The sequence below is a fragment of the Salipiger sp. CCB-MM3 genome, assembly GCF_001687105.1.
Lineage (GTDB): Bacteria > Pseudomonadota > Alphaproteobacteria > Rhodobacterales > Rhodobacteraceae > Salipiger.
In genome coordinates this window covers 769,805-794,953 of sequence record NZ_CP014595.1, presented here as the reverse complement: position 1 = coordinate 794,953, position 25,149 = coordinate 769,805, and the positions used below count along the sequence as shown (strand labels likewise).

Below are 25,149 nucleotides of genomic sequence, written 5' to 3'. Positions count from 1 at the left end.
TCCGGATCAGCCGCCCGAAACCGCGTCCTGCACGGTCGAGACGGTGGCGATGGCGGTCAGCGTGCCGGTCAGCGCCGAGATCACCTTGCTCCACTGTGCGTAGGGCGCTTCGGTGACGTAGAGCGTGTCCTGATCGCGCACCACGAAGTCGCGCGCCATGAACATGCCGTTGGGTTTGGTCAGGTCGAGCACATAGACCATGCGCTGCGCGCCGATCAGATCGCTGCGGCCCAGAACCTGATTGGCGATGTCCGCGGGCTCGTTGCGGAAGACGAAGACGCCGGTGGGGTCCGAAGAGGTGGGCACGAGGCCGCCAACCTGCGCGATCGCCTCGACCGCCGACAGCGTCTGCGTCTCGAAGGGGACGCGCGCCTGCGTGCCGGTGGCGCCGAGCGCGGTGAAGGCGCGGGTGTCTTCCTCGACGAGGATACGGTCGCCGCCGCGCAGCGCGATGTCATAGCGCGGGTCTTTGTAGAGGTCTTGGAACCAGATCTTGCCCTGCTGGCCGCCGCGCAGAACGGTGATCTGGGCGATCTCGGGCTGGATGGTGATGCCGCCGGCACGCGCCAGCATCGACGACAGCGTGCGGGTGGGGCGCTCGATGGCATAGACGCCCTGACCGCCGACAGAGCCGACGAGGCTCACGGTCGAGCCGTCACCGGCAAGGCGGCGCACTTCGACCTGCGGGTCGGGGGTCTGTTCCGAAAGCTTGTCGGTGATGATGCGGCGCACGGTTTCGGGCGAGTTGCCCGAGGCCTTGATGCGGCCCGCATAGGGCACGAAGATGAAGCCCGAACCGTCGACCTGCACTTCCTCGAGCGAGGTGGCATTGGTCTCGGCGGCGGCAAGCAGCCCGTCGTCGACGTTCTCCCAGATCGTCAGCCCCAGCGTATCGCCGGGCTGGATCGTGTCGGAGCCGACGACACCGGCGCTCTGGAACTGTTCGGAAAAGCCGAGGGCGGGGACGACGGCGGTGGCGCGGGTCACGCGATCATTGACGCTGACGACGAAGGCATCGCCCTCGCGCATCACCGAACCGGCGTAAATTTCATCTTTGTTGGGACCGACGCGGGGCAGGGCGCAGGATGCCAGAATCGACACTGCGGCCAGAAGGGCGGCGGATTTCGCCCATCGGGAGCGGGACTGTTTCACTGCTCGGTCTCCTCGACCTGTTCTTATCTGCCTGAGCTTTTTGGCGTAAGGTACGAGAATCCGGATTCAAAAACCAGTCCGGGGTTCGCGCGGCGTCAGCGGACCACGCGCAACTGTTGCCGAGGTGCCGCGGTGCCATTGCGCAGCGCATCATAGGGATCATGCGGCGAGAGCATCATGTCGACCACCTGCCGCAGCAACTGGCGGCGCCCGCGAGAGGCGTAGAACCCGCCCGGAAGCTGGCTCGTTTCAAGCAGATACCGGCGGTAATCCTTATAGGCGCGGCTGTCGGGGCGGGTCGGCAAAGCAAAGAACTCGGCCAGCGGCTGTTCCGACACGAACTCGGGTTTGGCGTAAACCGCGCGGCCGAAGGTGCGCAGCGGAATTCCGCGCCAGAGCACCTGCTGACCGGCGGTGGAATTGACCGTGACCGCGCTGCGCGCGTCGTTCAGCAGTTGCGCCAGCTTGCCGCCGGGCACGAAATGCACCCGGCCCTCAGTGCCAAGGCGGCGCGCCGAGGCGGCGATCATCCGGCGCAGCGGAACCTGCCCGTTCTCCAGCGGATGCGCCTTGAAGACGAGGTGGTGATGTCCGGGCGCGCCTTTGGCAAATCCTTCGAGCACCAGATCAACGAACTCTGACATGGACTCGAAGGGCGAATGCTGGCGGAAGCTCGAGTCGTGCTCGAGCTGCAGCAGCGCGAGGTGATAGGGGAAGCCGCCGCGCCGGATGCGCAGGCTTTCGACAAAGCGTTCGACCCGTGTCAGCGGCATCAGAAGCAGGCGTTTGAGGTAAAGCTGGAACTCGCGCGCCACAGGCAGATCGCGGTGGGCGCGGAAGTTGCGGTAGTCGCCGTTCCGGAACATCACGAACCAATGGTAGAGCGCGCCATAGAAGATGTGCTGGCGCATGTCGCCCCAATGGCCGGGCGGCAGCGGCGCTTCCATGTCGGACCGCTCGAGCGCGCTGCGCATGTCCGCCACGTCCATGTCCATCAGCCGCGAATGGCCATTGGCACCGCCGCGCTCGTAGGTCACCCAATAGGGGCGCATGTAGCCTTCCTCGAAAACATGCACGCGCAGCCCGCGGCGGCGCGCCTCGGCGATGGCCTCGGCGTGGATCGCGCGGGTGTCGCCATAGAGCACGATATCCGTCACCCGCTTTTCGTCGAGCAGGCCGCGCAGATGCGCAGGCCAGTCCTCGGGCGCTTCGGTGAAGGGCAGATAGCTGGCACCGTCGAACCAGAAGGCGCGGTCGCCGGCGTTGAAGCCAACACGCCAGATCTCGGCACCAGCGCGGCGCAGCATGGCACCGAGGCGATGAAAGAATGGCCCGTGCGGCCCCTGCAGGAACAGGAAGACGCGCCCGGCCTGTACGGGGTGGGGCTCTGCGGTTGCCATGGTCATGGGCACTCGTTAAGGATCGGCCTACTCGTCATCGGGGATGCCAGCCAACTGGCCGGACAGCTCTCCGTATCGTGATTGTTTGACCAAAATAAGGCCCGTGGCCAGAGCCCTTGGGTCATAAGAGGATCTGCTGATGTTCACCGGTATCGTCACCGACATGGGGGAAATCCGCACGCTGGAGCAGGCGGGCGATCTGACCGCGCGCATCGGCACCTCCTACGACACTGCGGGCATCGAGATCGGCGCGTCGATCGCTTGCGACGGCGTCTGCCTGACGGTGGTGACGCTGGGCGATGATTGGTTCGACGTGCAGATCAGCGCCGAGACCCTGTCGAAGACCAACCTTGGCACCTGGCTGCAGGGCAAGCGTGTCAATCTGGAGCGCGCGCTGAAGGTCGGCGACGAGCTTGGCGGGCACATCGTGTCGGGCCACGTGGATGGGCTGGCCGAGGTGGTCTCGATTCAGGACGAGGGCGACAGCACCCGCGTGCAACTGCGCGCGCCGGACGAACTGGCGAAATTCATCGCGCCCAAGGGCTCGGTCGCGCTCAACGGCACCTCGCTGACGGTCAACGAGGTGCAGGGCTCGGTCTTTGGCATCAACTTCATCCCCCACACCAAGGAAGTGACCACATGGGGCGGGGTGAAGCTTGGCGACAGCGTCAATCTCGAGATCGATACGATGGCGCGCTACGTCGCCCGCCTGCAGGAGATGAGCTGACTCTCCGTAAGATGACCGTCACAGGGCCACATCGGCGTGGCCCTTTCGGTGCCATCTGATCGGGCGGTCGCGCGAACGTGAGGCCTTGTCCTTACGTCTTTTTCCGCCCTCGTCTGGTCATCGCGCCATCGCGCTCCATATCCTTGGCAGCCCCCGGGCAGAACTGACCAAGGAAGATGACGCATGAATTTTCGCCACTGGATTGTCTGTATCGCCGCGCTTCTGGCGCTGACTGCGGCGCTCGGGCTGTTTCCGGAGGGCGACAGGCGTGATCCCAGCTTCGAGATAACCCGCGTTCTGCATGTGGACGCGCCGACCGAGAGCGGCGCGCGCCTGTGATCTGCTTGACCTCGGCACCGCAGCGGTCCCTGATGCAGGCATGAGTCACGGTCACCACCACCACCACCATCATCACCATGTAGACCCCGAGGCTGGCGACGCGCGTATGGCGATCGCGGTCGGGGTGAACATGCTGCTGACCGTCGCGCAGGTCGTCGGGGGGATCCTCTCGGGCAGCCTCGCGATGATCGCCGACGCGCTGCACAATTTCTCGGACGCGATCTCGCTGGTCATCGCGGCGCTGGCGCGCAAGATCGCGCGCCGCCCGGCGAATGCCGAGATGCCCTTTGGTTACGCCCGCGCCGAGACGGTGGCGGCGCTGATCAACTACACCACGCTGATCGTCATCGGCATCTACCTGATGATCGAGGCGATCCTGCGCTTCCTCTCGCCCGAGCCGGTGACCGGCTGGATGGTCATCGTGATCGCCGGGGTCGCGCTGGTCATCGACGTGATCACCGCGATGCTGACCTATGCGATGTCGAAGGACAGCCAGAACATCCGCGCGGCCTTTTTGCACAATGTGGCCGACGCCATGGGCTCTCTGGCGGTGATCCTCGCGGGCACGCTGATCCTGCTCTTCGGCTGGACATGGGTCGATCCGCTGGTGACGCTGCTGATCGCGGGCTACATCCTGTGGATGGCGCTGGCCGAGATCGGATCGGTGATCCGCGTGCTCATGCTGGGCAGCCCGCCGGATATGGTGCCCTCGGCGGTGCTTGAGGCGGCGCAGGGCATCGACGGCGTGGCGGGGCTGCACAAGGCCCATCTTTGGCAGATCGACGAGCACACCACCGCGCTGCAGGCGCATCTGGTGGTCGACGAGGGCGCATGGGCGCGGGCGGATGGCATAAAACGTGCTGTGAAGGACGAGATGCAAACCCGCTTCGGACTGACACAGGTAACACTTGAACTCGAATGCAGCCGGCACAGTTGTGCGGCTCCGCAGGACTGGGGCGGGGCCTGAGGCGGCGAATTGCTGCTCCGGCCCTTGCAGCCCCCCAGACCCGATACTAAGACTCGCTTAACGCGCGCGCGATAGGCACCATTTGGAAAAGACACAGCAGGCAGGCGACGATGAAAGATCCTTTTGAGACATACATGAACACCCTCGTTCCCATGGTTGTCGAACAGACCAGCCGCGGCGAACGGGCCTACGACATTTTCTCGCGCCTGCTGAAGGAGCGGATCATCTTCCTTTCGGGGCCCGTGCATGACGGGATGTCCTCGCTGATCGTGGCGCAGCTGCTGCACCTCGAAGCGGAAAACCCGAGCAAGGAAATCTCGATGTATATCAACAGCCCGGGCGGCGTTGTGACCTCGGGCCTGTCGATCTATGACACGATGCAGTACATCAAGCCGAAGGTCTCGACGCTGGTGATCGGTCAGGCGGCCTCGATGGGCTCGCTGCTGCTGGCCGCCGGTGAGCCGGGCATGCGCTTCTCGCTGCCCAACAGCCGCGTCATGGTGCACCAGCCCTCGGGCGGCTACCAGGGCCAGGCCACGGACATCATGATCCACGCCGAAGAGACGCTGAAGCTGAAGAAGCGCCTCAACGAGATTTACGTGAAGCATTGCGGCCGCACCCTCGAGGAAGTCGAGCGGGCGCTCGAGCGCGACAACTTCATGTCGCCCGAGGACGCAAAGGCTTGGGGCCTGATCGACGAGATCGTCGAAAAGCGCGGCGGCACTGACGAAGCGTAAGCTTTACCCTTTGCCGCGCGCGATCCCGCGCGCGGCAATTTTGACATTGTGGACCGGAAAGCCCTGTCTTAGACTTTCCGGACTAGGCAGAGACGATAGGCCTTGTTGGGGCAACGGCCCTGACGCTTGAAACCCAAAGGCCTGGAAAGGTGTGATATGGCGACGAACTCCGGCGGCGACAGCAAGAACACCCTGTATTGCAGCTTCTGCGGCAAGAGCCAGCACGAGGTACGCAAGCTGATCGCGGGACCGACCGTCTTCATCTGCGACGAATGTGTCGAGCTCTGCATGGACATCATTCGCGAGGAAACAAAGGGCGCTGGCCTGAAATCCTCCGAAGGTGTGCCCACGCCGCGCGAGATTTGCGACGTGCTCGATGACTACGTGATCGGCCAGATGAAGGCCAAGCGCGTGCTCTCGGTGGCAGTGCACAACCACTACAAACGGCTCAACCACTCGCAGAAAAGCGGTGATATCGAGCTGGCGAAATCCAACATCCTGCTGATTGGCCCGACCGGCTGCGGCAAGACGCTGCTGGCACAGACGCTGGCGCGCATTCTTGACGTGCCCTTCACCATGGCTGACGCGACCACGCTGACCGAAGCGGGCTATGTGGGCGAGGATGTCGAGAACATCATCCTGAAGCTGCTTCAGGCGAGCGAGTATAACGTCGAACGCGCGCAGCGCGGCATCGTCTACATCGACGAGGTCGACAAGATCACCCGCAAGTCCGAAAACCCCTCGATCACCCGCGACGTGTCGGGCGAGGGTGTGCAGCAGGCGCTGCTGAAGCTGATGGAAGGCACCGTGGCTTCGGTTCCGCCGCAGGGCGGCCGTAAGCATCCGCAGCAGGAATTCCTGCAGGTGGACACCACGAACATCCTGTTCATCTGCGGTGGCGCCTTTGCCGGTCTCGACCGGATCATCGCGCAGCGCGGCAAGGGCTCGGCCATGGGCTTCGGCGCCGATGTCCGCGATCCCGAGGAGCGGGGCGTCGGCGAGGTGTTCAAGGACCTCGAGCCCGAGGATCTGCTGAAATTCGGCCTGATCCCGGAATTCGTTGGCCGTCTGCCGGTGATCGCAACGCTGGAAGACCTCGACGAGGACGCGCTGGTCACCATCCTGACTCAGCCCAAGAACGCTCTGGTCAAACAGTACCAGCGCCTGTTCGAGATGGAGGACAGCCAGCTGACCTTCACCGACGACGCGCTGCTGGCCATCGCCAAGAAAGCGATTGCCCGCAAGACGGGTGCGCGTGGCCTGCGTTCGATCCTCGAGGGTATCCTTCTGGACACGATGTTCGAGCTTCCGGGCATGGATGACGTGACCGAGGTGGTGGTGAACGAGGAATCGGTCAATGCTGATGCCAAGCCGCTCCTGATCTACGCAGATCCCAAGAAAGAACCTGCGTCGGCCGGGTAAGGCAGTGTGATGAGGTAACACCGGTATCAGTTCATGGCCTGGATCGTAGCCCAGCTTGTTCAGAACGCTTTGAGGATGCTTGCCGTCGTGGCAGGCATCTTCTTTTTGGGGGGATGGGCGTGGTTCGCCTATTTCGCAGGCCGAGAGGCCGAAGCACGCAGCCTGCCCATGGCGGGCGCGGGCCTGCACACGCAGGGCGGCGGCAAGGGCACGGCAGGCGCGGGGCCTTCGTCCTCGGATGAAGACATCCTTGCGGGCAAGCTCTTTGGTGGCCTCCTGCCGGTCGAGGCGGTGCTGGCCAGCAAACCCTATGCCGATGCCATGGATGGCGGCTGCACCTATGCGATCATTCGGACCGGCGGCGGCATCGCCCAGACCCCGCCGACCTCGGGGGTCGGCAGCGCATGGTGGGAGCGCTTCGGCGGCGACTGGCGGCAGACCCCGTCGATTGGCACAGGTCGTGAGCCTCTTGATGCCTGCAGCGGTGAGTGGGATGTCGCATTGGCCGAAGAATTGCGGCAGGCCCTGGACGCGCCGGGCAATTGGTATATGCGCGATGGCGTGGGGACGGATCTCCACATCTATTCCGCAACCGACCGGATCGCCGCGCGCATCCGGTATGGAGACTGACAGATCATGACAATCAGGCGTATTTCGTCCGGCGGCGAGTTCGAGGCGAAGATTGGGTATTGCCGCGCGGTGGTCGCCGGCGGTTTCGTGCATGTGGCTGGAACGGTGGGGCAGGGCGACACGGTGGTCGATCAGTGCCGCGCGGCGCTGGCCACCATCGAAAAGGCGCTGGCCGAGGCTGGAGCAAGCTTTGCCGACGCGGTGCGGGTGACCTACTACCTGCCCGACGCATCCGAGTTCGAGCCCTGCTGGCCGCTGCTGCGCGAAGCCTTCGGAGCCAACCCTCCGGCGGCGACGATGATCGAGACGGCGCTGATCGATGCGAAATATCGGATCGAGATCGAATTGACCGCATTGGCACCGGCCTGAGCCGTTGCCCCGCGCCGTCGCGGCTGGACCTCGGCGGCGCTTTTGGTCATACACGTGTCAGGACTAAGCGAGGAGTCGTCCATGGGCATTCTCAACACGCTGCTGCGGGCCGTTACCTGGTGGAACGGGGCAACGCTGAACACGCAGCTCTATACCTCTCGCAAGGGCCAGCGCGTCGGCGAGGATGAGCAGGGCAACGTGTTCTACCAGACCAAGGACGGCAAGCGCCGCTGGGTGATGTACAACGGCGAGGCCGAGGCCACGCGCGTCAGCCCCGACTGGCACGGCTGGCTGCATCATACCTTCCCGCACCCGCCGACGGAAAAGCCGCTGGCGCACAAGAGCTGGGAAAAGCCCCATATCGAGAACCTGACCGGCACCGCGCTGGCCTACGCTCCCAAGGGCTCGATCCGCCGCCCGGAACCGGCCCCGCGCCGGGACTACGAGGCATGGAGCCCGGAATAACCCCATGACGCACACTGCCACCGAGGTCTTGGTCGGCGGCGTGGTGCTTGCCGGCGCCATCGCCTTTGGCGCCTATGCGGTCAGCGCTACGGGCTTTGCCTTTGGCGGCGCCGATGGCTACCCGCTCAGCGCCTCTTTCCGCTCGCTTGAGGGGGTGTCGGTGGGCAGCGACGTGCGGCTTGCCGGGGTCAAAGTGGGCTCGGTGACCGGCATCTCGCTCAATCCCGAAACCTACCGCGCCGACATGACGCTTGCGATGAACGGTGGCGTGCAGGTGCCCGATGACAGCGCGATCGTGATCTCTTCCGAGGGGCTGCTTGGCGGCAATTTCGTCGAAATCAGCCCCGGCGGCTCGCCCTTCTATTATGGCGCGGGTGATGAAATCCTCGACACGCAAGGCTCGGTCAGCCTGATGTCGCTGCTGTTCAAATATGTGGCCGGAGGCAGTGAATGACGCGTGTATTTGCAATGATCATGGCGCTGGGGCTTGCGGCCGCGGGCGCTGCAACTGCGCAGCAGGAAGCCACCGAGACGGGCACCGGCGCCACGCTGCGCGGGCTCGACAAGCTCACCGGCAAGGTCACCGATATCCAACTGGCCAGCGGCGACAGCACGCAGTTTGGCCGCATCGAGATCGCGCTTGGCGAATGCCGCTACCCCGAAGGGGATCGGGCGGGCGACGCTTTTGCTTTCCTGACCATCCGTGAAGCGGGCAAGCCCGATCCGGCCTTTCGCGGCTGGATGATCGCCTCGTCGCCTGCGCTCAATCCGATGGATCACCAGCGTTACGACGTCTGGGTGCTGCGCTGCACCACCTCCTGACCTGACGCGGCCAGTGGTGTTCCGGCTAGATCGGGCGCTACCTCCAAGGCCATGGCAAGCTGCGCCCGGTACTGGTGCCGCGGGATTTCCACCGCGCCCAGAGAGGCGAGATGCGTGGTCAGGAACTGCGTGTCGAAAAGCGTGAAGCCCGCACGGCGCAACAGGTCAATGAGCCACGCCAGCGCGATCTTGGAGCCATCCCGGCGCCGCGAGAACATCGACTCGCCGCAGAAGGCGCCGCCGATCTCGAGCCCGTAGACCCCGCCCACAAGTTCCCCCTCCATCCAGACCTCGATCGAATGCGCGATGCCGCGGCGGTGCAGCTCGGTGAACAGCGCGCGGATTTCCGAGTTGATCCACGTCTCGCGCCGGTCGGCGCAGGCGTCGATCACCCCCTCGAAATCGCGGTCGAAGGTGACCTCGTAGTCATCCTTGCGCAAACGCCGCGCAAGGCTGCGCGAGATGCGGAAGCCTTTCATCGGGATCACGCCCCGCTGGCGCGGATCGACCCAGAAAATCTCGGGGTCGTCGCGATGCTCGGCCATGGGGAAGATGCCTGCGCGATAGGCCTGCATCAGGATCTCGGGTGTCAGAGTCATGCGGCCCCTCCCCAAAGCTGGGAAGGGGCCGCAAAATGGTGTGCGTCCGCTCTTCTCACGTGCGGGTCAGGCGTCGGCCAGCTTGCTGGCCAGCCACTTCTCGAGCCAGTGGATCGAGTAGTTGCCGGTGAGGATATCCTCTTCCTGCAGCAGCGCTGAGAACAGCGGCAACGTGGTGTCCACGCCATCGACGATCAGCTCGCCAAGCGCCCGGTCAAGGCGCGACAGTGCCTCTTTGCGGTCGCGGCCATGCACGATCAGCTTGCCGATGAGGCTGTCGTAATAGGGCGGGATCGAGTAGCCCTGATAGAGCGCGCTGTCCATGCGCACGCCCAGACCGCCCGGCGCGTGATACTGGGTGATCTTGCCGGGGCAGGGCGCGAAGGTGGGCAGACGCTCGGCGTTGATCCGCACCTCGATGGCGTGGCCGTTGATCTCGAGCTCTTCTTGCGTGAACGACAGGTCCATGCCGGAGGCGACGCGGATTTGCTCGCGCACGAGGTCGACACCAAAGATCGCCTCGGTTACCGGGTGCTCCACCTGAAGTCGGGTGTTCATCTCGATGAAGTAGAATTCGCCATCTTCGTAGAGGAACTCGATGGTGCCCGCGCCGGTGTAGTTGATCTTGGCCACGGCATCCGCGCAGACCTTGCCGATGCGCGCGCGCTCTTCGGGGGTGATGCAGGGGCCGGGCGCCTCTTCAAAGACCTTCTGGTGGCGGCGCTGCAGCGAGCAGTCGCGCTCGCCGAGGTGAACCGCCTTGCCCTTGCCGTCGCCAAAGACCTGAATCTCGATGTGGCGCGGCTTCTGCAGGTACTTCTCGATATAGACCTCGTCGTTGCCGAAGGCGGCTTTGCCCTCTGCACGCGCGGTCTGGAAGGCGCGCTCCATCTCAGCCTCGTTGAGCGCGACCTTCATGCCGCGCCCGCCGCCGCCGGCGGTGGCCTTGATGATCACCGGATAGCCGATGTCGCGGCCCACCTGCTTGGCGGTCTCGAGATCGGGGACGCCGCCGTCCGAGCCGGGCACGCAGGGCACGCCGAGCGCCTTCATCGTGTCCTTGGCGGTGATCTTGTCGCCCATCACCCGGATGTGCTCGGCGGTGGGGCCGATGAAGGTGAGGTCATGATCCTCGACCATCTGCACGAAGCGGGCGTTTTCCGACAGGAAGCCGTAGCCGGGGTGGATCGCCTGCGCGCCGGTCACTTCGCAGGCCGAGATGATCGCGGGCGGCGACAGGTAGCTGTCGGTCGAGGAGGCAGGGCCGATGCAGATGGTTTCATCGGCCATGCGCACGTGCATGGCGTCGGAATCCGCGGTCGAGTGCACAGCCACAGAGGCGATGCCCATCTCGCGGCAGGCGCGGATCACGCGGAGCGCGATCTCGCCACGGTTGGCGATGAGAATTTTATCGAACATGGCAGCCTCTTACTCGAGGATGACCAGCGGGGCGCCGTATTCGACCGGGGCGCCGTCCTCGACGAGGATGCGCTTGACGGTGCCCGCGCGCGGAGCGGGGATGTGGTTCATGGTCTTCATCGCTTCGACGATGATCAGCGTGTCGCCCTCTTTGACCTGTGTTCCGACCGAGATGAAGGCCGGCGCGCCGGGCTCGGGCTGCATGTAGACGGTGCCGACCATCGGCGAGGTGACGGCGCCGGGATGCGCGGCCGGATCCTCGGGCGCGGCCTCGGCAGCGGCGGGGGCGGCTGCGGCGGCCGGTGCGGCCGCGGGAGCTGCGGCGGGAACGGCGACCGGGGCGGCCACCGGCGCCTGCGGCAGGGCGCGGCTGACGCGGACGTTCAGGCTGTCCTCTTCGCCATATTCACGCTTGACCTGCAGTTCGGTCAGATCGTTTTCGCGCAGAAGCTCTGCCAGGGCCTTGATGAAGGCCACGTCCGCTTCATGGTTATCTTTGCTCATGCGGTCCTCGCCGGTGTTATGCTGGTCCCGGTCTCTGCGGGGCCTGATGATTTCGCGCTTATAGGCCATGCTTTGGCGCATGAAAAGCGAGGCGAGGCGGGAAAACCGGCCATGACGGCCGGCAAATGACGGGTTCGCGATCTTCGCTGCGGTGCGTGAGCTGAGCCGACGCTCAACCTCTGGCGTCGCGACTAAGCCATACTCTCGGCTGGCGTGTGGGGTGCAGTGCCGTGCGAATCAGCGCCGTAGCCGGTGGTCGGCCCGGCGGTGCCGTTTGTTCCCTCGGACCCCGAGGGGCTGGGACGGGCAGGCGCGGATCGCTCGGCGGTTTTGTCGGGCACAGCGGGCAGACGTTCGGGCCGCGGCGGGGCTTTGGCTACGGTGCTCTCGTGCGTGGCGGGTGCGGTAAACGAGGGCGGCTCGGAGATCGCCGATGCGCCGCGCCCCGGTTCGCCTGAAGGGATCGAAGGCTCTTGCGCCCCTGCACCCCCGCGAGGGTTTGAGCCCGCCGCGAACTTCGGCTGCGGCAGGTCGGGCCGCACCTCGGTTTCTGCGTCGGTCTCTCGCTGAGTGGCGCCCTTGGACGCCTTCGCGCTGCGCTCCGGTTCCGCAGGCTCTCGGCTTACGGTCCCCTCTGCGAGCGCCTTGCCGTGCAATTCCTTCAGCAGCGCCTCGGCCTGTTCCTCGAGCAGGGCCGTAATGCGCAGTTGCATGATCGAGGGCGGCGCGACATGGCTGGAGGGATCGGGCATTCCCGTCAGGCTGCGCCAGAAGCTGGCGGGCGGCTGGCCGTCGGCGCCATATTCGCCGCCCTGATCCGTGTCGGTGGTCGATTGCTCTTTGACCGGTTGCACCTTGGTCTCCTCGGCCGTTCTGACCGGGGCGCCGGGCAAGCCGAGGGGATGCCCGGTGGCCAGAGGTGCCACCACTTGGGGAACACCGGTGAACTGCATCGAAATGCTCCGTCTGCTGTCGGTCCCCACGGCCCTAGATTAGCACAGCGCAGGGCGCACGGCAGCAGGATCCGGCGGATTTTAGGGAGTTTTCGGCAAAGGGGTTAACTGCGGATTTAAGACAGAATGCAAAGGGTCCCCGGAGGGACCCTTCACAAGACATAAGGGCCGTTCTACGGCTCACCCTTTGTTGGCGCGGTTTTCGATGAGGTCATCGACGACCGAGGGATCGGCGAGGGTGGAGGTGTCGCCAAGCGCGCCATAGTCGTTCTCGGCGATCTTGCGCAGGATGCGGCGCATGATCTTGCCCGAGCGGGTCTTTGGCAGGCCGGGGGCCCATTGGATGAGGTCGGGGCTGGCGATCGGGCCGATCTCGGTGCGCACCCAGGTGCGGAGTTCTTTCTTGAGCTCCTCGCTGGGCTCGATGCCGTTCATCAGAGTGATGTAGCAATAGATGCCCTGACCCTTCACCGCATGCGGGTAGCCGACCACGGCGGCCTCGGCGACCTTGGCGTGGGCCACAAGCGCGCTTTCCACCTCGGCGGTGCCCATGCGGTGGCCCGAGACGTTGATCACATCGTCGACCCGTCCGGTGATCCAATAGTCGCCATCCTCATCGGCGCGGCAGCCGTCGCCCGAGAAGTAATAGCCTTTGTACTGCTGGAAATAGGTCTGCTCAAAACGCTCGTGGTCGCCCCAGACGGTGCGCATCTGGCCCGGCCAGCTGTCCTTGATCGCCAGCACGCCCTCGGTCGGACGCTCGGAGATCTCGACGCCCGAGGTGGGCTCGAGCACCACCGGCTGCACGCCGAAGAAAGGCTTCATCGCCGCGCCCGGCTTGGTGGCATGCGCACCGGGCAGCGGGGTCATCAGGTGGCCGCCGGTTTCGGTCTGCCACCAGGTGTCAACGATCGGGCAGCGGCCCTGACCGACCTTGTCGTTGTACCAGTTCCAGGCCTCGGGGTTGATCGGCTCGCCCACGGTGCCCAGCAGCTTGAGCGAGGATAGATCGCATTTGGTTACGAAATCGTCACCTTGGCCCATGAGCGCGCGGATCGCGGTGGGGGCGGTGTAGAACTGATTTACTTTGTGTTTTTCACAAACCTGCCAGAACCGGCTGGCGTCGGGATAGGTCGGCACGCCCTCGAACATCAGCGTCGTGGCGCCATTGGCCAAGGGCCCGTAAACAATGTAGGAATGCCCGGTGACCCAGCCCACGTCGGCGGTGCACCAATAGACGTCGCCCTCGTGGTAATCGAACACGATCTCATGGGTGAGGGCGGCGTAAACCAAATATCCACCACTTGTGTGCACAACCCCCTTGGGCTTGCCGGTCGAGCCCGAGGTGTAAAGGATGAAAAGGGGATCTTCGGCATTCATCGGCCGCGGCGGACAGTCGGGGCCGGCGGTTTCCATCAGCGCTTTCACGTCTACATCGCGCCCGTCGATCCAGCTGGTCTGGTCGCCGGTGTGTTTGACGACGAGGCAGCGCACCTTGTCCGAGCAGTGCAGGAGGGCTGCGTCGGTGTTGGATTTCAGCGCGGTGCGGCGGCCGCCGCGCGGCGCGGTGTCCGAGGTGATGACGATCTTGGCGCCGCAATCGTTGATGCGGTTGGCCAGCGCGTCGGGCGAAAAGCCGGCGAAGACGATGGAATGGATGGCGCCGATGCGCGCGCAGGCCAGCATGGCATAGGCGGCCTCGGGGATCATCGGCAGGTAGATGACGACGCGGTCGCCGCGCATGACACCCTGCGAGAGCAGGACGTTGGCCATGCGGTTCACCTTGTCGTAAAGCTCGGCATAGGTGATGTGCTGGGCCGGGTCCGAAGGCTCGTCGGGCTCGAAGATGATGGCAGTCTGGTTGGCGCGCTCGGGCAGGTGGCGGTCGATGCAGTTGTGCGCGACGTTCAGCACGCCGTCCTCGAACCACTTGATGTCGACCTTGCCGAAGTCAAAGCAGGTGTTCTTGATCTTCGTCGGCCGCGCCATCCACTCCAGACGCTGCGCCGCCGCGGCCCAGAACCCATCCGGGTCCGAAACCGATTGCGCGTACATCTCGTCGTATTGCTCGGCGCCGATCAGAGCGTTCTCGGCGAACTCCTCGGACGGGGCGTGAAGGACAGGGTCCGTCATGATGTCTCCTCCTGTTTTGCGGAGCAGGATGCGCCTTGCGGCGGCGAAAGCAAGGGCACTTTGCGTGAAAGCGGATCACGGAGGCGCGTGTGCGGGCGGAGGGGCGGGAGAGATCGCAGGCTCTATGGCGAGGGGTCTGCGGCAACCGGAGCAGCCCGGATAAGGCGCCCTGATTGGAAATGCGCGCGGGCCGGTCCCCATCGACCCGCGCGCGGGGCCTTCCGCGGAAGGCCCGGGGCGGATGGCGTTCAGATCGCCAGATATTCCGCCCGCAACTCTTCGTTCTCGAGCACTTCGGCGGCGGTGCCGTCAAAGACGATCGAGCCCGTGTCGAGGATGATCGCCCGGTCCGCCAGTTGCAGCGCACGCACTGCGTTCTGTTCAACCAAGATCGTGGTCATCCCTTGTTCCTTGATGTGGCGCAGGGTCTTTTCGATCTCGTCGACGATCACCGGGGCCAGCCCCTCATAGGGCTCGTCGAGCAGCAGCACCTTGATGTCCCGCGCCAGCGCCCGGGCGATGGCCAGCATCTGCTGCTCGCCGCCCGAGAGCGTCACGCCCTCCTGCTTGCGGCGCTCGCCGAGGCGCGGGAAGAGATCATAAAGCCGCTCGATCGACCAGCCGATGGGCGGGGCGATCTGCGCCAGTTGCAGGTTCTCCTCGACCGTCAGCCCGGGGATGATCCGCCGGTCTTCGGGCACGAGGCCAAGCCCGGCGGTCGCCGCCTCGTAAGAGGACATCGTGTGCAGCGGCTTGTGATCGAGCCAGATCTCGCCGCGCTGGACCTGCGGCGAGTTGAGCCGGGCAATGGAGCGCAGCGTCGTCGTCTTGCCAGCGCCGTTGCGGCCAAGCAGGGCGACGATCTCGCCCTCATGCACGTTGAAGCTGATGCCCTGCACGATGTAGCTTTCGCCGTAGTAGGAATGCATGTCCCACACCGACAGGAAGGCCGGGGCCGTTTCGGCCATGTTGGCGTTCTTGGAAAAATCCGGTCTGACGTTCATCTGGTTCTCTCCTTACGCCGCTTCGCCGAGGTAGGCTTCGCGCACCTTGGGGTGGCCCTTGATGTTCTCGGGGCTGTCCTCGACCAGCGGCGTGCCCTGGGCGAGCACGGTGATCCGGTCCGCGAGGCTGAAGACCACGTGCATGTCGTGCTCGATGATCGCCATGGTAATGTCGCGCTTCTCCTTGATCTCCTTGAGCAGGTCGATCGTGTTGTTGGTATCGGCGCGGGCCATGCCGGCGGTGGGCTCGTCGAGCAGCAAGAGGCGCGGCTCCTGCACGAGACACATGGCCATCTCGAGCCGCCGCTTGTCGCCGCGCGACATCGACGCCGAATGCATGTGCCGCTTGTCGAGCATCTTCACGTCCTCGAGCATGGCCTCGGCACGGCTGCGCAGCTCCGCCTCGCTGTCGACGGAGCGGAAGGCGTGCAGCCGGTAGGCCCCGTCCCGCCGCGCGAAGAGCGGGATCATCATGTTCTCCATCACCGTCAGATCGCCGAAGATCTCGGGCGTCTGAAACACGCGGGAGATGCCCATCTGGTTGATCTCGAAGGGCTTGCGGCCGAGCACCGACTGCCCGTCGAACAGCACCGATCCAGTGTCGGGGATCAGCTTGCCAACGAGGCAGTTGAGCAGGGTCGATTTGCCCGCGCCGTTGGGGCCGATAATGGCGTGCACGGTGTTCTCGGCAACGCTGAGGTTCACCTCCGACAGCGCCTTGAGCCCGCCGAAGCGCTTGTTGACGTCTTTGACTTCAAGAATGCCCATCTGCGCCTCCTTACTCTGCGGGTTCTTGGCTGGCCTTGCGGGCCGCGCCATTGTCTTCGGGTTTGTCACGCTTGAGCGCCTTCGCGATGCGCTGACCGCCTTCCACCAGCCCGCCGGGCAGGAAGATCACCACCAGCATGAACAGCAGGCCCAGCGTCAGGTGCCAGCCCTTGCCCACGAAGGGGTGGACAAGCGTCACGATGAAATTCTCCAGCCCGTCGGGCAGGAAGGCGAACCAGCCGTGCAGCACGCTGTCGTTGATCTTCGAGAAGATGTTCTCGAAATACTTGATGAAGCCCGCGCCCAGCACCGGGCCGATCAGGGTTCCCGCGCCGCCGAGGATGGTCATCAGCACCACCTCGCCGGAAGCGGTCCACTGCATCCGCTCGGGGCCGGCCAGCGGGTCCATCGAGGCCATGAGCCCGCCCGCGAGCCCCGCATACATGCCCGAGATCACGAAGACGGCGAGCGTGTAGGGGCGGGCGTTGAGGCCGGTGTAGTAAAGCCGCTGTTGGTTCGACTTGATCGCGCGCAGCATCATGCCAAAGGGCGAGCGGAAGATGCGGATCGCCACATAGAAAGCGATGATCATGATGGCGGCGCAGAGGTAGTAGCCGACCGAGAAGTTGAAGCTCCACCCGGCGATGTCGAGCGTGGTGAAGTTGCGCATCTCCAGCCCGAAGAGATTGGTCACCGGGATGCCGCCGTCGGCGGTGGCCGAACTGCCCAGGATGCGCGGATCGTCGAGGGTGATCTGCAGGCCGGTCTCGCCATTGGTGATCGGGGTGAGCACCGAATAGGCGAGGTTGTAGCTCATCTGCGCGAAGGCCAGCGTCAGGATCGAGAAGTAGATGCCCGAGCGGCGCAGGCTGACGTAGCCGATCACCACCGCGAACAGCCCCGCCACGATCATCGACAGCAGGATCGCCGGGATGACGTTCATGCTCAGCAGTTTGAACATCCACACCGCGGCGTAAGATCCCATGCCGAGGAAGGCGGCGTGACCAAAGCTGAGATAGCCGGTGAGGCCGAAAAGCAGGTTAAAGCCGATGGCGAAGATGCCGAAGATCACGAAGCGCTGCATCAGGTCGGGATAGCCCGCGTTGAACTGCGCCAGCGAGCTGCCGGTGGGGAAAGGGTTGAGGATGAACGGCGCGCAGAGCGCCAGAATGATGACGACCACGAAGACGGTGGTATCTTTTTTGCCAAGTCCGAACATGGTCTTAGTCCTCCATCACGCCCTTGCGGCCCATGAGGCCCCGAGGACGGGTCAGCAGAATGATGATGGCGACGAGGTAGATGATGATCTGGTCGATGCCGGGCAGGATCGACTTGATCTCGTTCATCGACGCAAAGCTCTCGAGCACGCCCAGAACGAAGCCCGCCAGCACCGCACCGGGCAGCGAGCCCATGCCGCCGACGACCACCACGACGAAGCTCAGCACCAGAAAATCCATCCCCATGTGGTAGTTGGGCGAATTGATCGGCGCGTACATCACCCCCGCAAGCCCCGCCACGGCGGCGGCAAGGCCGAACATGATGGTGAAGCGGCGGTCGATGTTGATGCCCAGCAGGCCCACGGTCTCGCGGTCGGCCATGCCGGCACGCACCACCATGCCGAAGGTGGTGAACTGCAGGAAGGCAAAGACGGCACCGACGATCAGCGCGGCGAAGCCGAAGTAGACGAGGCGCCAGTAGGGGTAGATGATCACATTGGGATCAAAGCCCAGCAGCACGCCGAAATCGAAAGACCCGCGGAAGACGTCGGGGGCGGGCGTCGGGATCGGGTTGGCGCCATAGAAATACTTGATGATCTCTTGCAGCACGATGGCGAGGCCGAAGGTCACGAGGATCTGGTCGGCGTGGGGACGGCGGTAGAAATGCTTGATCAGCCCGCGCTCCATGATCACACCGATGGCGATCATCACCGGGATCGAGAAGAGGATGGCGAGCGGCACCGACCAGTCGATGATCGCGGCGCCCGCGGCCTCTCCGAACCAGTCGTTCACATAGGGCACGTCGACCTTCAGCGGGTTGCCGAGGAAGTCCTTGCGGCTTTCGTCGACCACCTGATGCGACATGGTCAGGATGCGGTTGAGGGTGACGGCGCAGAAGGCGCCGATCATGAAGAGCGCGCCATGGGCGAAGTTGACCACCCCGAGCGTGCCGAAGATGAGCGTGAGCCCCAGCGCGATCAGCGCATAGGCCGAGCCCTTGTCGAGCCCGTTCAGGATTTGAAGAATGATTGCGTCCATGTCCCGGCCTTCAGGTCAAAGGAAGTGCGGGCGCTCCCGGCGCGGGGCCGGGAACGCTTGGATGGGGGCCGCGCAACGCGACGCGGCCCGCTGTCTGGTTGGGCTCAGGCGCCCGGGTTGCAGGACCCGAGGCTGCCGCCAGCGAACATCGGGTGATCGGGGGCATATTCCACCTGCGCACGCGGGGTGACCTCGACCACTTCCAGCAGGTCGAACTCCGACTCCGGGTTCTCCTTGCCGCGCACCACCAGAACGTCCTTGAAGCACTGATGATCGTCGGCGCGGTAGAGGGTCGGGCCATTGCCCAGACCGTCGAACTCGAAGCCCTCGAGCGCCGCCGCAACCTCGCAGGGGTTGAACGAGCCCGCGCGCTGCACGGCATCGGCATAGAGCAGCGTCTGCACATAGCAGGTGTGCGCGGCCTGGCTCGGCGGGAAGCCGTATTTGGTGCCAAAGCTCTGCACGAAGGCTTTCGAGCCCTCGTCCTGCAGCGACCAGTGCCAGTTGGTGGAGCCGAAGATGCCCTTCACGTTCTCGCCCGCACCGCGCGCCATCAGACGCGAGTAGAGCGGCACGACGATCTCGAAGTTCTTGTCGTTAACCAGCTTGTCGCGCAGACCGAACTGCACGGCGTTGGTCAGCGAGTTGACCATGTTTCCGCCGTAGTGGTTCAGGATCAGCACGTCGGCGCCCGAGTTCAACACCGGCGCGATGTAGGACGAGAAGTCGGTCTGGGCGAGCGGGGTCTTGACCGTGTTCACGGTCTCCCAGCCAAGCGCCTCGGTGGCCGCCTTGATCGACTCTTCCTGCGTCCAGCCCCATGTGTAGTCGGCGGTCAGGTGATAGGCCTTGCGGTCGGTGCCATATTGTTTGGCCAGCACCGGCGCCAGCGCCGCGCCCGACATGTAAGCGTTGAAGAAGTGGCGGAAACCGTTGGCCTTCTTGTCCTTGCCGGTGGTGTCGTTGGAGTGGGTGAGGCCCGCCATGAAGATCACGCCTGCCTCTTGGCACAGGCCCTGCACGGCTACGGCGACGCCCGAGGACGAGCCGCCCGAGATCATCACCGCGCCGTCCTTTTCGATCATCGATTTGGCGCTGGCGCGGGCGGCGTCGGATTTGGTCTGCGTGTCGCCGGTGACAAATTCGACTTTCTTGCCGAGGATGCCGGTGCCATCCAGCGTCTTCGAGCTGAAGGTGTTCAGCATGCCGCCGTCACCGCCGCCGTTCAGATGCTCGACCGCCAGTTCGAAAGCGCGCAGCTCGTCGGCGCCTTCATCGGCATAGGGGCCGGTCTGCGGCACGTTGAAGCCGAGGGTGACCGAACCGCCGGTGGGCTCATTGGTGAAGGCGGACGCGGACGAGCTGGTAAAGATCGTCGGCAGGGCCACACCGGCTCCCGCCACGGCACCAGTTCTCAGCACGCCACGGCGTGTCAGAGTCGACTTGGACATGAATTTCCTCCCATTTGGATATTTGCGCCGTCGGGCTCCTCTTCCCTAGGGCGCAAAACACATTCCCGTGCAAAATCAGTATCGGGCCACGAAAGAAAATCACGCAACAACTGCTTTTGAGTTAACGATTTTTTTGTCAACAAATGCACAAAGCATTAGGGTATAGTGTAAAGAAATTTATTTGGCGCCGCAGAAAGGCCTTGAAAGGGTTCAGGAACCACTATGCCCCGCGATACGCTGACCGGCAGTCGAATCCGCGAAAGACGCACGATTCTGGGCTTGAAACAGGCCGATCTTGCACGTCAGGCGGGCATTTCTGCATCTTATCTCAACCTGATCGAACACAATCGCCGCAGAATCGGCGGAAAATTGCTGCTCGATCTGGCGGAAATACTCAAGGTCGAACCGTCGATCCTGACCGAGGGCGCAGAGGCCGCGCTGATTGCCGCGCTGCGCGAGGCGGCGGGCACCCTGCGTGGCAACGCGGCGGAATTGGACCGGGTTGATGAATTCGCCGGGAGATTTCCCGGCTGGGCGCGGCTTCTGGCCGAGGCACATGCCCGTGTCGAAACGCTGGAGCGCAGCGTCGAGACCCTCAGCGACCGGCTCGCCCATGACCCGCAGCTTGCCGGGGCGTTGCACGAGATGCTCTCGACCGTCACCGCGATCCGCTCGGCGGCCACCATCCTCAACGAGCCCGAGGCGATCGACCCCGACTGGCAGCGCCGCTTTCACCGCAACATCCACGAAGACAGCGCCCGGCTTGCAGAGAGCAGCCGCAGCCTCGTCAGCTATCTCGAGGCCGAGGGCAAGGCGGCGCGCGAAAGCGGCACGCCGCAGGAAGAGGTGACCGCCGTCTTTGAGGCGGCGGGCTATCACTTTGCGGCGCTGGAAAAGGGGCAAGACCCCGAAACGCTGGCAGAGGAGCTTGGGGCGGAGCTGTCGGGCAATGCGCGGATCCTGCTGCGGCAGGCGCTTTCCACCTATGCCGAGGACGCGCTCGCGCTGCCGCTGAAGCCCTTGCTCGCGGCCGTCTCGCAGGATGGGGCGGACCCGCTGGCGCTGCTGCAACGGTTCGGCTGCGATCCGGCGCGGGCCATGCGGCGGCTTGCGGCGCTGCCCGCAGAGGCGGCCTGCGGCCCGGTGGGGCTGGCGATCTGCGACGCCTCGGGCGCGCTCACCTTCCGCAAGCCGCTGCCGGATTTCCCGATCCCGCGCTTTGGTGCCGACTGCCCGCTCTGGCCGCTGTTCCCGGCGCTCAGCCGCCCCATGGCGGTGCTCTCGCGCCGGGTGCGGCTTGCCGGGCGGCAGGGCGGCGCGGTGCGGGCCTGGGCGGTGGCGCAGCCCGCGGGTCTGCCGCAGGCCAACCGCGACCCGATCTTCGAGGCGCATATGATGATCACCCCGGCCGGGCCCGAGCGCGGCGGCGAAGAGACCGAACTGGTGGGCGCCACCTGCCGTATCTGTCCGCGTGCCCAATGCCCGGCGCGGCGCGAGCCGTCGCTTCTGGGTGACGCAGCGGAGCAGGTGCTTTAGGCGGCGTCTCTTTTTGACAGGGGGTGAAACATTGGCGATAACAAAAGCTCATGGGGGAGAAAACCATGGCGCCGGGCAGGGGAGTGGCTGGGGCCATGGAGAGAGGGGTGCATGTCCAAACACGTGCTGCTGATCGAGGATGAGCCAAATATCATCGAAGCGATCAGCTTCATCCTGTCGCGCGAAGGGCTCGACGTAGAGACCCATTCCGACGGCACCACAGCCAATGACCGGCTGCGCGATGTGAATCCCGATCTGCTGATCCTTGATGTCATGCTGCCCGGAAAGAGCGGCTACGACATCCTGCGCGATCTGCGCGCCGATCCGGCCACCGCCGAATTGCCGGTGCTGATGCTGACCGCGCGCGGCCAGACCCGCGACCGCGAGATGGCCGAACGCGAAGGGGTCAGCGCCTTCATGTCAAAGCCATTCGCCAATAGCGAAATGCTCGAGACGGTGCGCGCCCTGCTGAGCGGCGCGCCGAAAGAGGCATGAGCGAAGAGGCGCCCCGCCGCGGCACACCGCCGGTCTTTCTCGAGCGGCAATCCTATCGCCGCCGCCGGGTGATGGACGGGGCGCGCGTGCTCCCCTTCCTGGGGGCGCTTTTGTGGCTGGTGCCGCTGCTCTGGCAGGAAGACCCAACCGAGGGCGTGCGCAGTTCGGCGGTGATCGTCTATCTCTTTGGTGTCTGGCTGGCGCTGGTGCTGTTTGCCGCGGGCATCGCCTGGGCGCTGGGGCGTCCGGGGCCGGGAGACGGGGGAGACTAGGCGATGCTCAACACGCTGGTCGCCGTCTGTCTTGGCTATGCGCTGTTCCTCTTTGTCATCGCCTTTGCCGCCGAGCGCATCGCCCTGCGCGGGCAGGCCCGCTGGCTGCGCTCGCCGCTGGTCTACACCTTGTCGCTGTCGATCTATTGCACCGCCTGGACCTTTTACGGCGCGGTCGGCTCTGCGGTGCGCACCGGGTTCGAATATCTTGCCATCTACCTCGGCCCGTCGCTGGTGCTGGTCGGCTGGTGGTGGATCCTGCGCAAGCTGGTGCGCATTGGCCGCTCGCAGCGCATCACCTCGGTGGCCGACCTCATCTCGTCGCGCTATGGCAAGTCCAACTCGCTCGCCGTGGGCGTGACCATCCTCGCGGTCATCGGCACCACGCCCTATATCGCGCTGCAATTGCAGTCGGTGACGCTCAGCTTCGAGGTCTTCTCGGCGGGCGATCCGGCGTCGGGCGATGGGCAGGGGCATACCGCGCTCTGGCTCGCCGCCGGGCTGGCGCTCTTCACGGTGATCTTCGGCACCCGCAACCTCGACGCCAACGAGCGCCACAACGGTGTGGTCATGGCCATCGCTGTCGAGGCGGTGGTGAAGCTCTTCGCGCTGCTGGCGGTCGGGGTCTTCGTGGTCTGGGGACTGGGCGGCGGGCTGACCGAGACATTGGCGCGGATCGACGCCTCGGAACTTGGCCAGTGGCGCATCGACGGCGGCCGCTGGGCCGGGGTGATCATGCTCTCAGCGGCGGCCTTCCTCTGCCTGCCACGCATCTTTCAGGTGCTGGTGGTGGAGAACGACAATGAGACCCACCTGCGCACCGCAAGCTGGGCCTTTCCGCTCTATCTGGGGCTGATCAGCCTTTTCGTGGTGCCGATCGCGGTGATTGGTCTCGATCTGCTGCCCGAGGGGTCGAACCCCGATCTCTTCGTGCTGACCCTGCCGCTGTCGCAGGGGCAGGGCGGGCTGGCGGTGCTGTCGTTCCTCGGCGGTTTCAGCTCGGCCACCTCGATGGTCATCGTCGCCGCCATCGCACTGTCGACCATGGTGTCGAACCATGTGGTGATGCCGCTCTGGCTGCGCTTTGCGCAGACCGGCGCGACGGTCTCGGGCGACGTACGGCACGTGGTGTTGCTGGCGCGGCGGCTGTCGATCATCGGCGTGGTGATGCTGGGCTATCTCTACTACCGCCTGTCGGGCGGGGGCGAGGCGCTGGCCACCATCGGTTTCGTCTCTTTCGTGGGGCTCGCGCAGGTGCTGCCGTCGATGCTGGGCGGCATCTTCTGGCGCGGCGGGTCCCGGCTCGGGGCGGTCACCGGCCTACTACTCGGCTTCTGCTGCTGGGGCTATTCTTTGTTCCTGCCGTCCTTCGGACCGGGGGTCTTCCTGCCCGAGGCGTGGCTGCTCGACGGGCCGTTCGGCATCGGCTGGCTGCGCCCGCAGGGCATGTTCGGCCTGTCGGGCATGGACCCGCTGCTGCATGCCTTTTTCTGGTCGATGACGCTGAACACCGGCGGTTTCGTCCTCGCCTCGCTGCTTAGCTTCCCGCAGCCCATCGAACGGCTGCAGGGGGCGCAATTCGTCAATGTCTTCGAGCATTCTACCTCCCCCCGCAGCTGGACCGGCAACGTCGCGCAGAGCGAGGATCTGATGATCATGGCGCAGCGCATCCTGGGCGCGCGCGACGCGCAGCGGCTGTTCGAGCGCGAGGCCGAGCGGCAGGGCGCTCGGGGCCCGCTGCCCGATGTGACGCCGCGGTTTCTGGAAACGCTCGAGCGCGAACTGGCCGGGTCGGTGGGCGCGGCAACGGCGCACGCCATGGTCGGGCAGATCGTCGGCGGCATGTCGGTCTCGGTCGAGGACCTGATGGCCGTGGCCGATGAGACCGCGCAGATGATGGAATATTCGGCCCGGCTCGAGGCGCAGTCTCAGGAACTGGCGCGCACCGCCGCGCAGCTGCGCGAGGCCAACGCCAAGCTCACCCGGCTGTCGGTGCAGAAGGATGCTTTCCTCAGCCAGATCAGCCATGAGCTGCGCACCCCGATGACGTCGATCCGCGCCTTTTCAGAGATCTTGCGCGACACCGGCGGCATGAAGCCCGAGGAAAAGACCAAATACGCCTCGATCATCCACGACGAGGCGATCCGCCTCACGCGGCTGCTCGATGATCTGCTGGATCTCTCGGTGCTTGAAAACGGGCAGGTCAGCCTCAACCTGCGCAGCGGCCTGCTGTCGGACTTGCTCGACCGGGCGGTGGCTGCGGCGGCGGCGGATGAGGCGGGCGCGCGGCTGGAGATACGCCGCGACCCTGCGGCGGAGCAGATCATGCTGCACACCGATCTTGACCGGCTCAGCCAGGTTTTCATCAATCTGGTCGCCAATGCCCGCAAGTACTGTGACGCGGCAAAGCCGGTGCTCGAGATCTCGGTGCGGCCCGGCGCGCGGCTGGCCATCGATTTCACCGACAACGGCTCTGGCGTGTCGGCAGAGGCGCAGGATTTCATCTTTGAAAAGTTCAGCCGGGTCAGCGATCAGAAGGCGGGCGGCGCGGGGCTCGGGCTGGCGATCTGTCGGCAGATCGTCACGCGGCTGGGCGGCGAGATCAGCTATGTGCCGGGGCGGGGCGGCGCCTCTTTCCGGGTGAGCCTGCCCGCCGATCTGGCGATCGCGGCGCAATAGTGGCTGCGGCTGAAGCCGGGCTAAAGCCGATGGTAACCAATTTGGCCCATA

General features: G+C 65.0%; 26 protein-coding genes. 14 read left to right on the top strand and 12 right to left on the bottom strand.

Annotation, left to right across the window (positions count from 1 at the left end):
* Positions 1-6: 6 nt before the first annotated feature.
* Together AYJ57_RS03855 and AYJ57_RS03850 are read right to left on the bottom strand one after the other, a co-directional pair.
* Positions 7-1,152: a polysaccharide biosynthesis/export family protein gene (locus AYJ57_RS03855; RefSeq protein WP_066101469.1), complete on the bottom strand. Its 1,146-nt coding sequence runs from the start codon at positions 1,150-1,152 to the stop codon at positions 7-9.
* Positions 1,153-1,247: 95 nt separating this feature from the next.
* The gene (locus tag AYJ57_RS03850) at positions 1,248-2,558 is read right to left on the bottom strand and encodes a capsule biosynthesis protein (protein ID WP_066101467.1); all 1,311 of its coding nucleotides are present in this window, start codon (positions 2,556-2,558) and stop codon (positions 1,248-1,250) included.
* Between the two features lie 133 nt (positions 2,559-2,691).
* Here AYJ57_RS03850 and AYJ57_RS03845 point away from each other — a divergent pair, with 133 nt between their 5' ends.
* The 10 genes from AYJ57_RS03845 to AYJ57_RS03805 all read left to right on the top strand — a co-directional run bounded on the left by AYJ57_RS03845 (position 2,692) and on the right by AYJ57_RS03805 (position 9,030).
* Positions 2,692-3,279: a riboflavin synthase gene (locus AYJ57_RS03845; protein ID WP_066101464.1), complete on the top strand. Its 588-nt coding sequence runs from the start codon at positions 2,692-2,694 to the stop codon at positions 3,277-3,279.
* Between the two features lie 183 nt (positions 3,280-3,462).
* Entirely contained in the window at positions 3,463-3,618 is a 156-nt protein-coding gene (locus AYJ57_RS25825) for a hypothetical protein (protein WP_157373953.1), read from the top strand.
* A gap of 40 nt (positions 3,619-3,658) precedes the next feature.
* On the top strand, positions 3,659-4,585 hold the full coding sequence (locus AYJ57_RS03840; protein ID WP_066101461.1) for a cation diffusion facilitator family transporter: 927 nt from the start codon (positions 3,659-3,661) through the stop codon (positions 4,583-4,585).
* Positions 4,586-4,695: 110 nt separating this feature from the next.
* Positions 4,696-5,322, top strand: a complete 627-nt coding sequence (locus tag AYJ57_RS03835) for an ATP-dependent Clp protease proteolytic subunit (RefSeq protein ID WP_066101458.1) — start codon at positions 4,696-4,698, stop codon at positions 5,320-5,322.
* Between the two features lie 156 nt (positions 5,323-5,478).
* Entirely contained in the window at positions 5,479-6,744 is a 1,266-nt protein-coding gene (clpX, locus tag AYJ57_RS03830) for an ATP-dependent Clp protease ATP-binding subunit ClpX (protein ID WP_066101455.1), read from the top strand.
* Between the two features lie 87 nt (positions 6,745-6,831).
* The gene (locus tag AYJ57_RS03825; RefSeq protein WP_157373950.1) at positions 6,832-7,374 is read left to right on the top strand and encodes a hypothetical protein; all 543 of its coding nucleotides are present in this window, start codon (positions 6,832-6,834) and stop codon (positions 7,372-7,374) included.
* 6 nt (positions 7,375-7,380) lie between these two features.
* A complete protein-coding gene (locus AYJ57_RS03820) occupies positions 7,381-7,743 on the top strand; it encodes a RidA family protein (RefSeq protein ID WP_066101449.1) in 363 nt (120 codons plus the stop codon).
* An 81-nt stretch (positions 7,744-7,824) separates the two neighbouring features.
* On the top strand, positions 7,825-8,208 hold the full coding sequence (locus tag AYJ57_RS03815) for an NADH:ubiquinone oxidoreductase subunit NDUFA12 (RefSeq protein ID WP_066101446.1): 384 nt from the start codon (positions 7,825-7,827) through the stop codon (positions 8,206-8,208).
* Between the two features lie 4 nt (positions 8,209-8,212).
* Positions 8,213-8,662: an outer membrane lipid asymmetry maintenance protein MlaD gene (mlaD, locus tag AYJ57_RS03810; protein ID WP_066101443.1), complete on the top strand. Its 450-nt coding sequence runs from the start codon at positions 8,213-8,215 to the stop codon at positions 8,660-8,662.
* Positions 8,659-9,030, top strand: a complete 372-nt coding sequence (locus AYJ57_RS03805) for a DUF2155 domain-containing protein (RefSeq protein WP_066101440.1) — start codon at positions 8,659-8,661, stop codon at positions 9,028-9,030. Before mlaD ends, AYJ57_RS03805 begins: the two co-directional genes overlap by 4 nt.
* Here the strand turns inward: AYJ57_RS03805 and aat are convergent.
* From aat to AYJ57_RS03755, 10 genes are all read right to left on the bottom strand, one after another.
* A complete protein-coding gene (gene aat / locus AYJ57_RS03800; protein ID WP_066101437.1) occupies positions 8,994-9,629 on the bottom strand; it encodes a leucyl/phenylalanyl-tRNA--protein transferase in 636 nt (211 codons plus the stop codon). The genes AYJ57_RS03805 and aat overlap by 37 nt on opposite strands.
* A 66-nt stretch (positions 9,630-9,695) precedes the next feature.
* Entirely contained in the window at positions 9,696-11,048 is a 1,353-nt protein-coding gene (gene accC, locus AYJ57_RS03795; protein WP_066101431.1) for an acetyl-CoA carboxylase biotin carboxylase subunit, read from the bottom strand.
* Positions 11,049-11,057: 9 nt separating this feature from the next.
* Positions 11,058-11,552, bottom strand: coding sequence for an acetyl-CoA carboxylase biotin carboxyl carrier protein (gene accB, locus AYJ57_RS03790; protein ID WP_066106616.1), 495 nt, complete (start codon positions 11,550-11,552; stop codon positions 11,058-11,060).
* Between the two features lie 191 nt (positions 11,553-11,743).
* Positions 11,744-12,406, bottom strand: a complete 663-nt coding sequence (locus AYJ57_RS03785) for a hypothetical protein (protein ID WP_157373947.1) — start codon at positions 12,404-12,406, stop codon at positions 11,744-11,746.
* 279 nt (positions 12,407-12,685) lie between these two features.
* Positions 12,686-14,638: an acetate--CoA ligase gene (gene acs / locus AYJ57_RS03780; protein ID WP_066101425.1), complete on the bottom strand. Its 1,953-nt coding sequence runs from the start codon at positions 14,636-14,638 to the stop codon at positions 12,686-12,688.
* Between the two features lie 248 nt (positions 14,639-14,886).
* Positions 14,887-15,642: an ABC transporter ATP-binding protein gene (locus AYJ57_RS03775; RefSeq protein ID WP_066101423.1), complete on the bottom strand. Its 756-nt coding sequence runs from the start codon at positions 15,640-15,642 to the stop codon at positions 14,887-14,889.
* Between the two features lie 12 nt (positions 15,643-15,654).
* Complete coding sequence (locus tag AYJ57_RS03770) at positions 15,655-16,410, bottom strand: ABC transporter ATP-binding protein (RefSeq protein ID WP_066101420.1); 756 nt, start codon at positions 16,408-16,410, stop codon at positions 15,655-15,657.
* Positions 16,411-16,420: 10 nt separating this feature from the next.
* Positions 16,421-17,629, bottom strand: a complete 1,209-nt coding sequence (locus AYJ57_RS03765) for a branched-chain amino acid ABC transporter permease (RefSeq protein ID WP_066101417.1) — start codon at positions 17,627-17,629, stop codon at positions 16,421-16,423.
* A gap of 4 nt (positions 17,630-17,633) precedes the next feature.
* Positions 17,634-18,665: a branched-chain amino acid ABC transporter permease gene (locus AYJ57_RS03760; protein WP_066101414.1), complete on the bottom strand. Its 1,032-nt coding sequence runs from the start codon at positions 18,663-18,665 to the stop codon at positions 17,634-17,636.
* A 104-nt stretch (positions 18,666-18,769) separates the two neighbouring features.
* Entirely contained in the window at positions 18,770-20,116 is a 1,347-nt protein-coding gene (locus AYJ57_RS03755; RefSeq protein ID WP_066101411.1) for a substrate-binding protein, read from the bottom strand.
* A 222-nt stretch (positions 20,117-20,338) separates the two neighbouring features.
* On the opposite strand from AYJ57_RS03755, the gene AYJ57_RS03750 reads away from it, so the two are divergent.
* The 4 genes from AYJ57_RS03750 (at position 20,339) to AYJ57_RS03735 (ending at position 25,098) form a co-directional block, all read left to right on the top strand.
* Positions 20,339-21,652, top strand: a complete 1,314-nt coding sequence (locus AYJ57_RS03750; RefSeq protein WP_066101408.1) for a helix-turn-helix domain-containing protein — start codon at positions 20,339-20,341, stop codon at positions 21,650-21,652.
* A 111-nt stretch (positions 21,653-21,763) separates the two neighbouring features.
* Positions 21,764-22,147 (top strand): response regulator transcription factor, encoded by a 384-nt coding sequence (locus AYJ57_RS03745; protein WP_066101405.1) that lies wholly within the window; start codon positions 21,764-21,766, stop codon positions 22,145-22,147.
* Positions 22,144-22,419: a hypothetical protein gene (locus tag AYJ57_RS03740; protein WP_066101402.1), complete on the top strand. Its 276-nt coding sequence runs from the start codon at positions 22,144-22,146 to the stop codon at positions 22,417-22,419. The genes AYJ57_RS03745 and AYJ57_RS03740 overlap by 4 nt, the downstream gene beginning before the upstream one ends.
* Positions 22,420-22,422: 3 nt before the next feature.
* Positions 22,423-25,098: an ATP-binding protein gene (locus AYJ57_RS03735; RefSeq protein WP_066101399.1), complete on the top strand. Its 2,676-nt coding sequence runs from the start codon at positions 22,423-22,425 to the stop codon at positions 25,096-25,098.
* The last annotated feature ends 51 nt before the right edge of the window (positions 25,099-25,149 follow it).

Excerpts from the sequence above, each read along its gene's own strand:
- AYJ57_RS03850 (WP_066101467.1), bottom strand. The coding sequence starts at position 2,558 with ATGACCATGGCAACCGCAGAGCCCCACCCCGTACAGGCCGGGCGCGTC.
- AYJ57_RS03845 (WP_066101464.1), top strand. The coding sequence starts at position 2,692 with ATGTTCACCGGTATCGTCACCGACATGGGGGAAATCCGCACGCTGGAG.
- AYJ57_RS25825 (WP_157373953.1), top strand. The coding sequence starts at position 3,463 with ATGAATTTTCGCCACTGGATTGTCTGTATCGCCGCGCTTCTGGCGCTG.
- AYJ57_RS03840 (WP_066101461.1), top strand. The coding sequence starts at position 3,659 with ATGAGTCACGGTCACCACCACCACCACCATCATCACCATGTAGACCCC.
- AYJ57_RS03835 (WP_066101458.1), top strand. The coding sequence starts at position 4,696 with ATGAAAGATCCTTTTGAGACATACATGAACACCCTCGTTCCCATGGTT.
- clpX (WP_066101455.1), top strand. The coding sequence starts at position 5,479 with ATGGCGACGAACTCCGGCGGCGACAGCAAGAACACCCTGTATTGCAGC.
- AYJ57_RS03820 (WP_066101449.1), top strand. The coding sequence starts at position 7,381 with ATGACAATCAGGCGTATTTCGTCCGGCGGCGAGTTCGAGGCGAAGATT.
- AYJ57_RS03815 (WP_066101446.1), top strand. The coding sequence starts at position 7,825 with ATGGGCATTCTCAACACGCTGCTGCGGGCCGTTACCTGGTGGAACGGG.
- mlaD (WP_066101443.1), top strand. The coding sequence starts at position 8,213 with ATGACGCACACTGCCACCGAGGTCTTGGTCGGCGGCGTGGTGCTTGCC.
- AYJ57_RS03805 (WP_066101440.1), top strand. The coding sequence starts at position 8,659 with ATGACGCGTGTATTTGCAATGATCATGGCGCTGGGGCTTGCGGCCGCG.
- aat (WP_066101437.1), bottom strand. The coding sequence starts at position 9,629 with ATGACTCTGACACCCGAGATCCTGATGCAGGCCTATCGCGCAGGCATC.
- accC (WP_066101431.1), bottom strand. The coding sequence starts at position 11,048 with ATGTTCGATAAAATTCTCATCGCCAACCGTGGCGAGATCGCGCTCCGC.
- accB (WP_066106616.1), bottom strand. The coding sequence starts at position 11,552 with ATGAGCAAAGATAACCATGAAGCGGACGTGGCCTTCATCAAGGCCCTG.
- acs (WP_066101425.1), bottom strand. The coding sequence starts at position 14,638 with ATGACGGACCCTGTCCTTCACGCCCCGTCCGAGGAGTTCGCCGAGAAC.
- AYJ57_RS03775 (WP_066101423.1), bottom strand. The coding sequence starts at position 15,642 with ATGAACGTCAGACCGGATTTTTCCAAGAACGCCAACATGGCCGAAACG.
- AYJ57_RS03770 (WP_066101420.1), bottom strand. The coding sequence starts at position 16,410 with ATGGGCATTCTTGAAGTCAAAGACGTCAACAAGCGCTTCGGCGGGCTC.
- AYJ57_RS03765 (WP_066101417.1), bottom strand. The coding sequence starts at position 17,629 with ATGTTCGGACTTGGCAAAAAAGATACCACCGTCTTCGTGGTCGTCATC.
- AYJ57_RS03760 (WP_066101414.1), bottom strand. The coding sequence starts at position 18,665 with ATGGACGCAATCATTCTTCAAATCCTGAACGGGCTCGACAAGGGCTCG.
- AYJ57_RS03755 (WP_066101411.1), bottom strand. The coding sequence starts at position 20,116 with ATGTCCAAGTCGACTCTGACACGCCGTGGCGTGCTGAGAACTGGTGCC.
- AYJ57_RS03750 (WP_066101408.1), top strand. The coding sequence starts at position 20,339 with ATGCCCCGCGATACGCTGACCGGCAGTCGAATCCGCGAAAGACGCACG.
- AYJ57_RS03745 (WP_066101405.1), top strand. The coding sequence starts at position 21,764 with ATGTCCAAACACGTGCTGCTGATCGAGGATGAGCCAAATATCATCGAA.
- AYJ57_RS03740 (WP_066101402.1), top strand. The coding sequence starts at position 22,144 with ATGAGCGAAGAGGCGCCCCGCCGCGGCACACCGCCGGTCTTTCTCGAG.
- AYJ57_RS03735 (WP_066101399.1), top strand. The coding sequence starts at position 22,423 with ATGCTCAACACGCTGGTCGCCGTCTGTCTTGGCTATGCGCTGTTCCTC.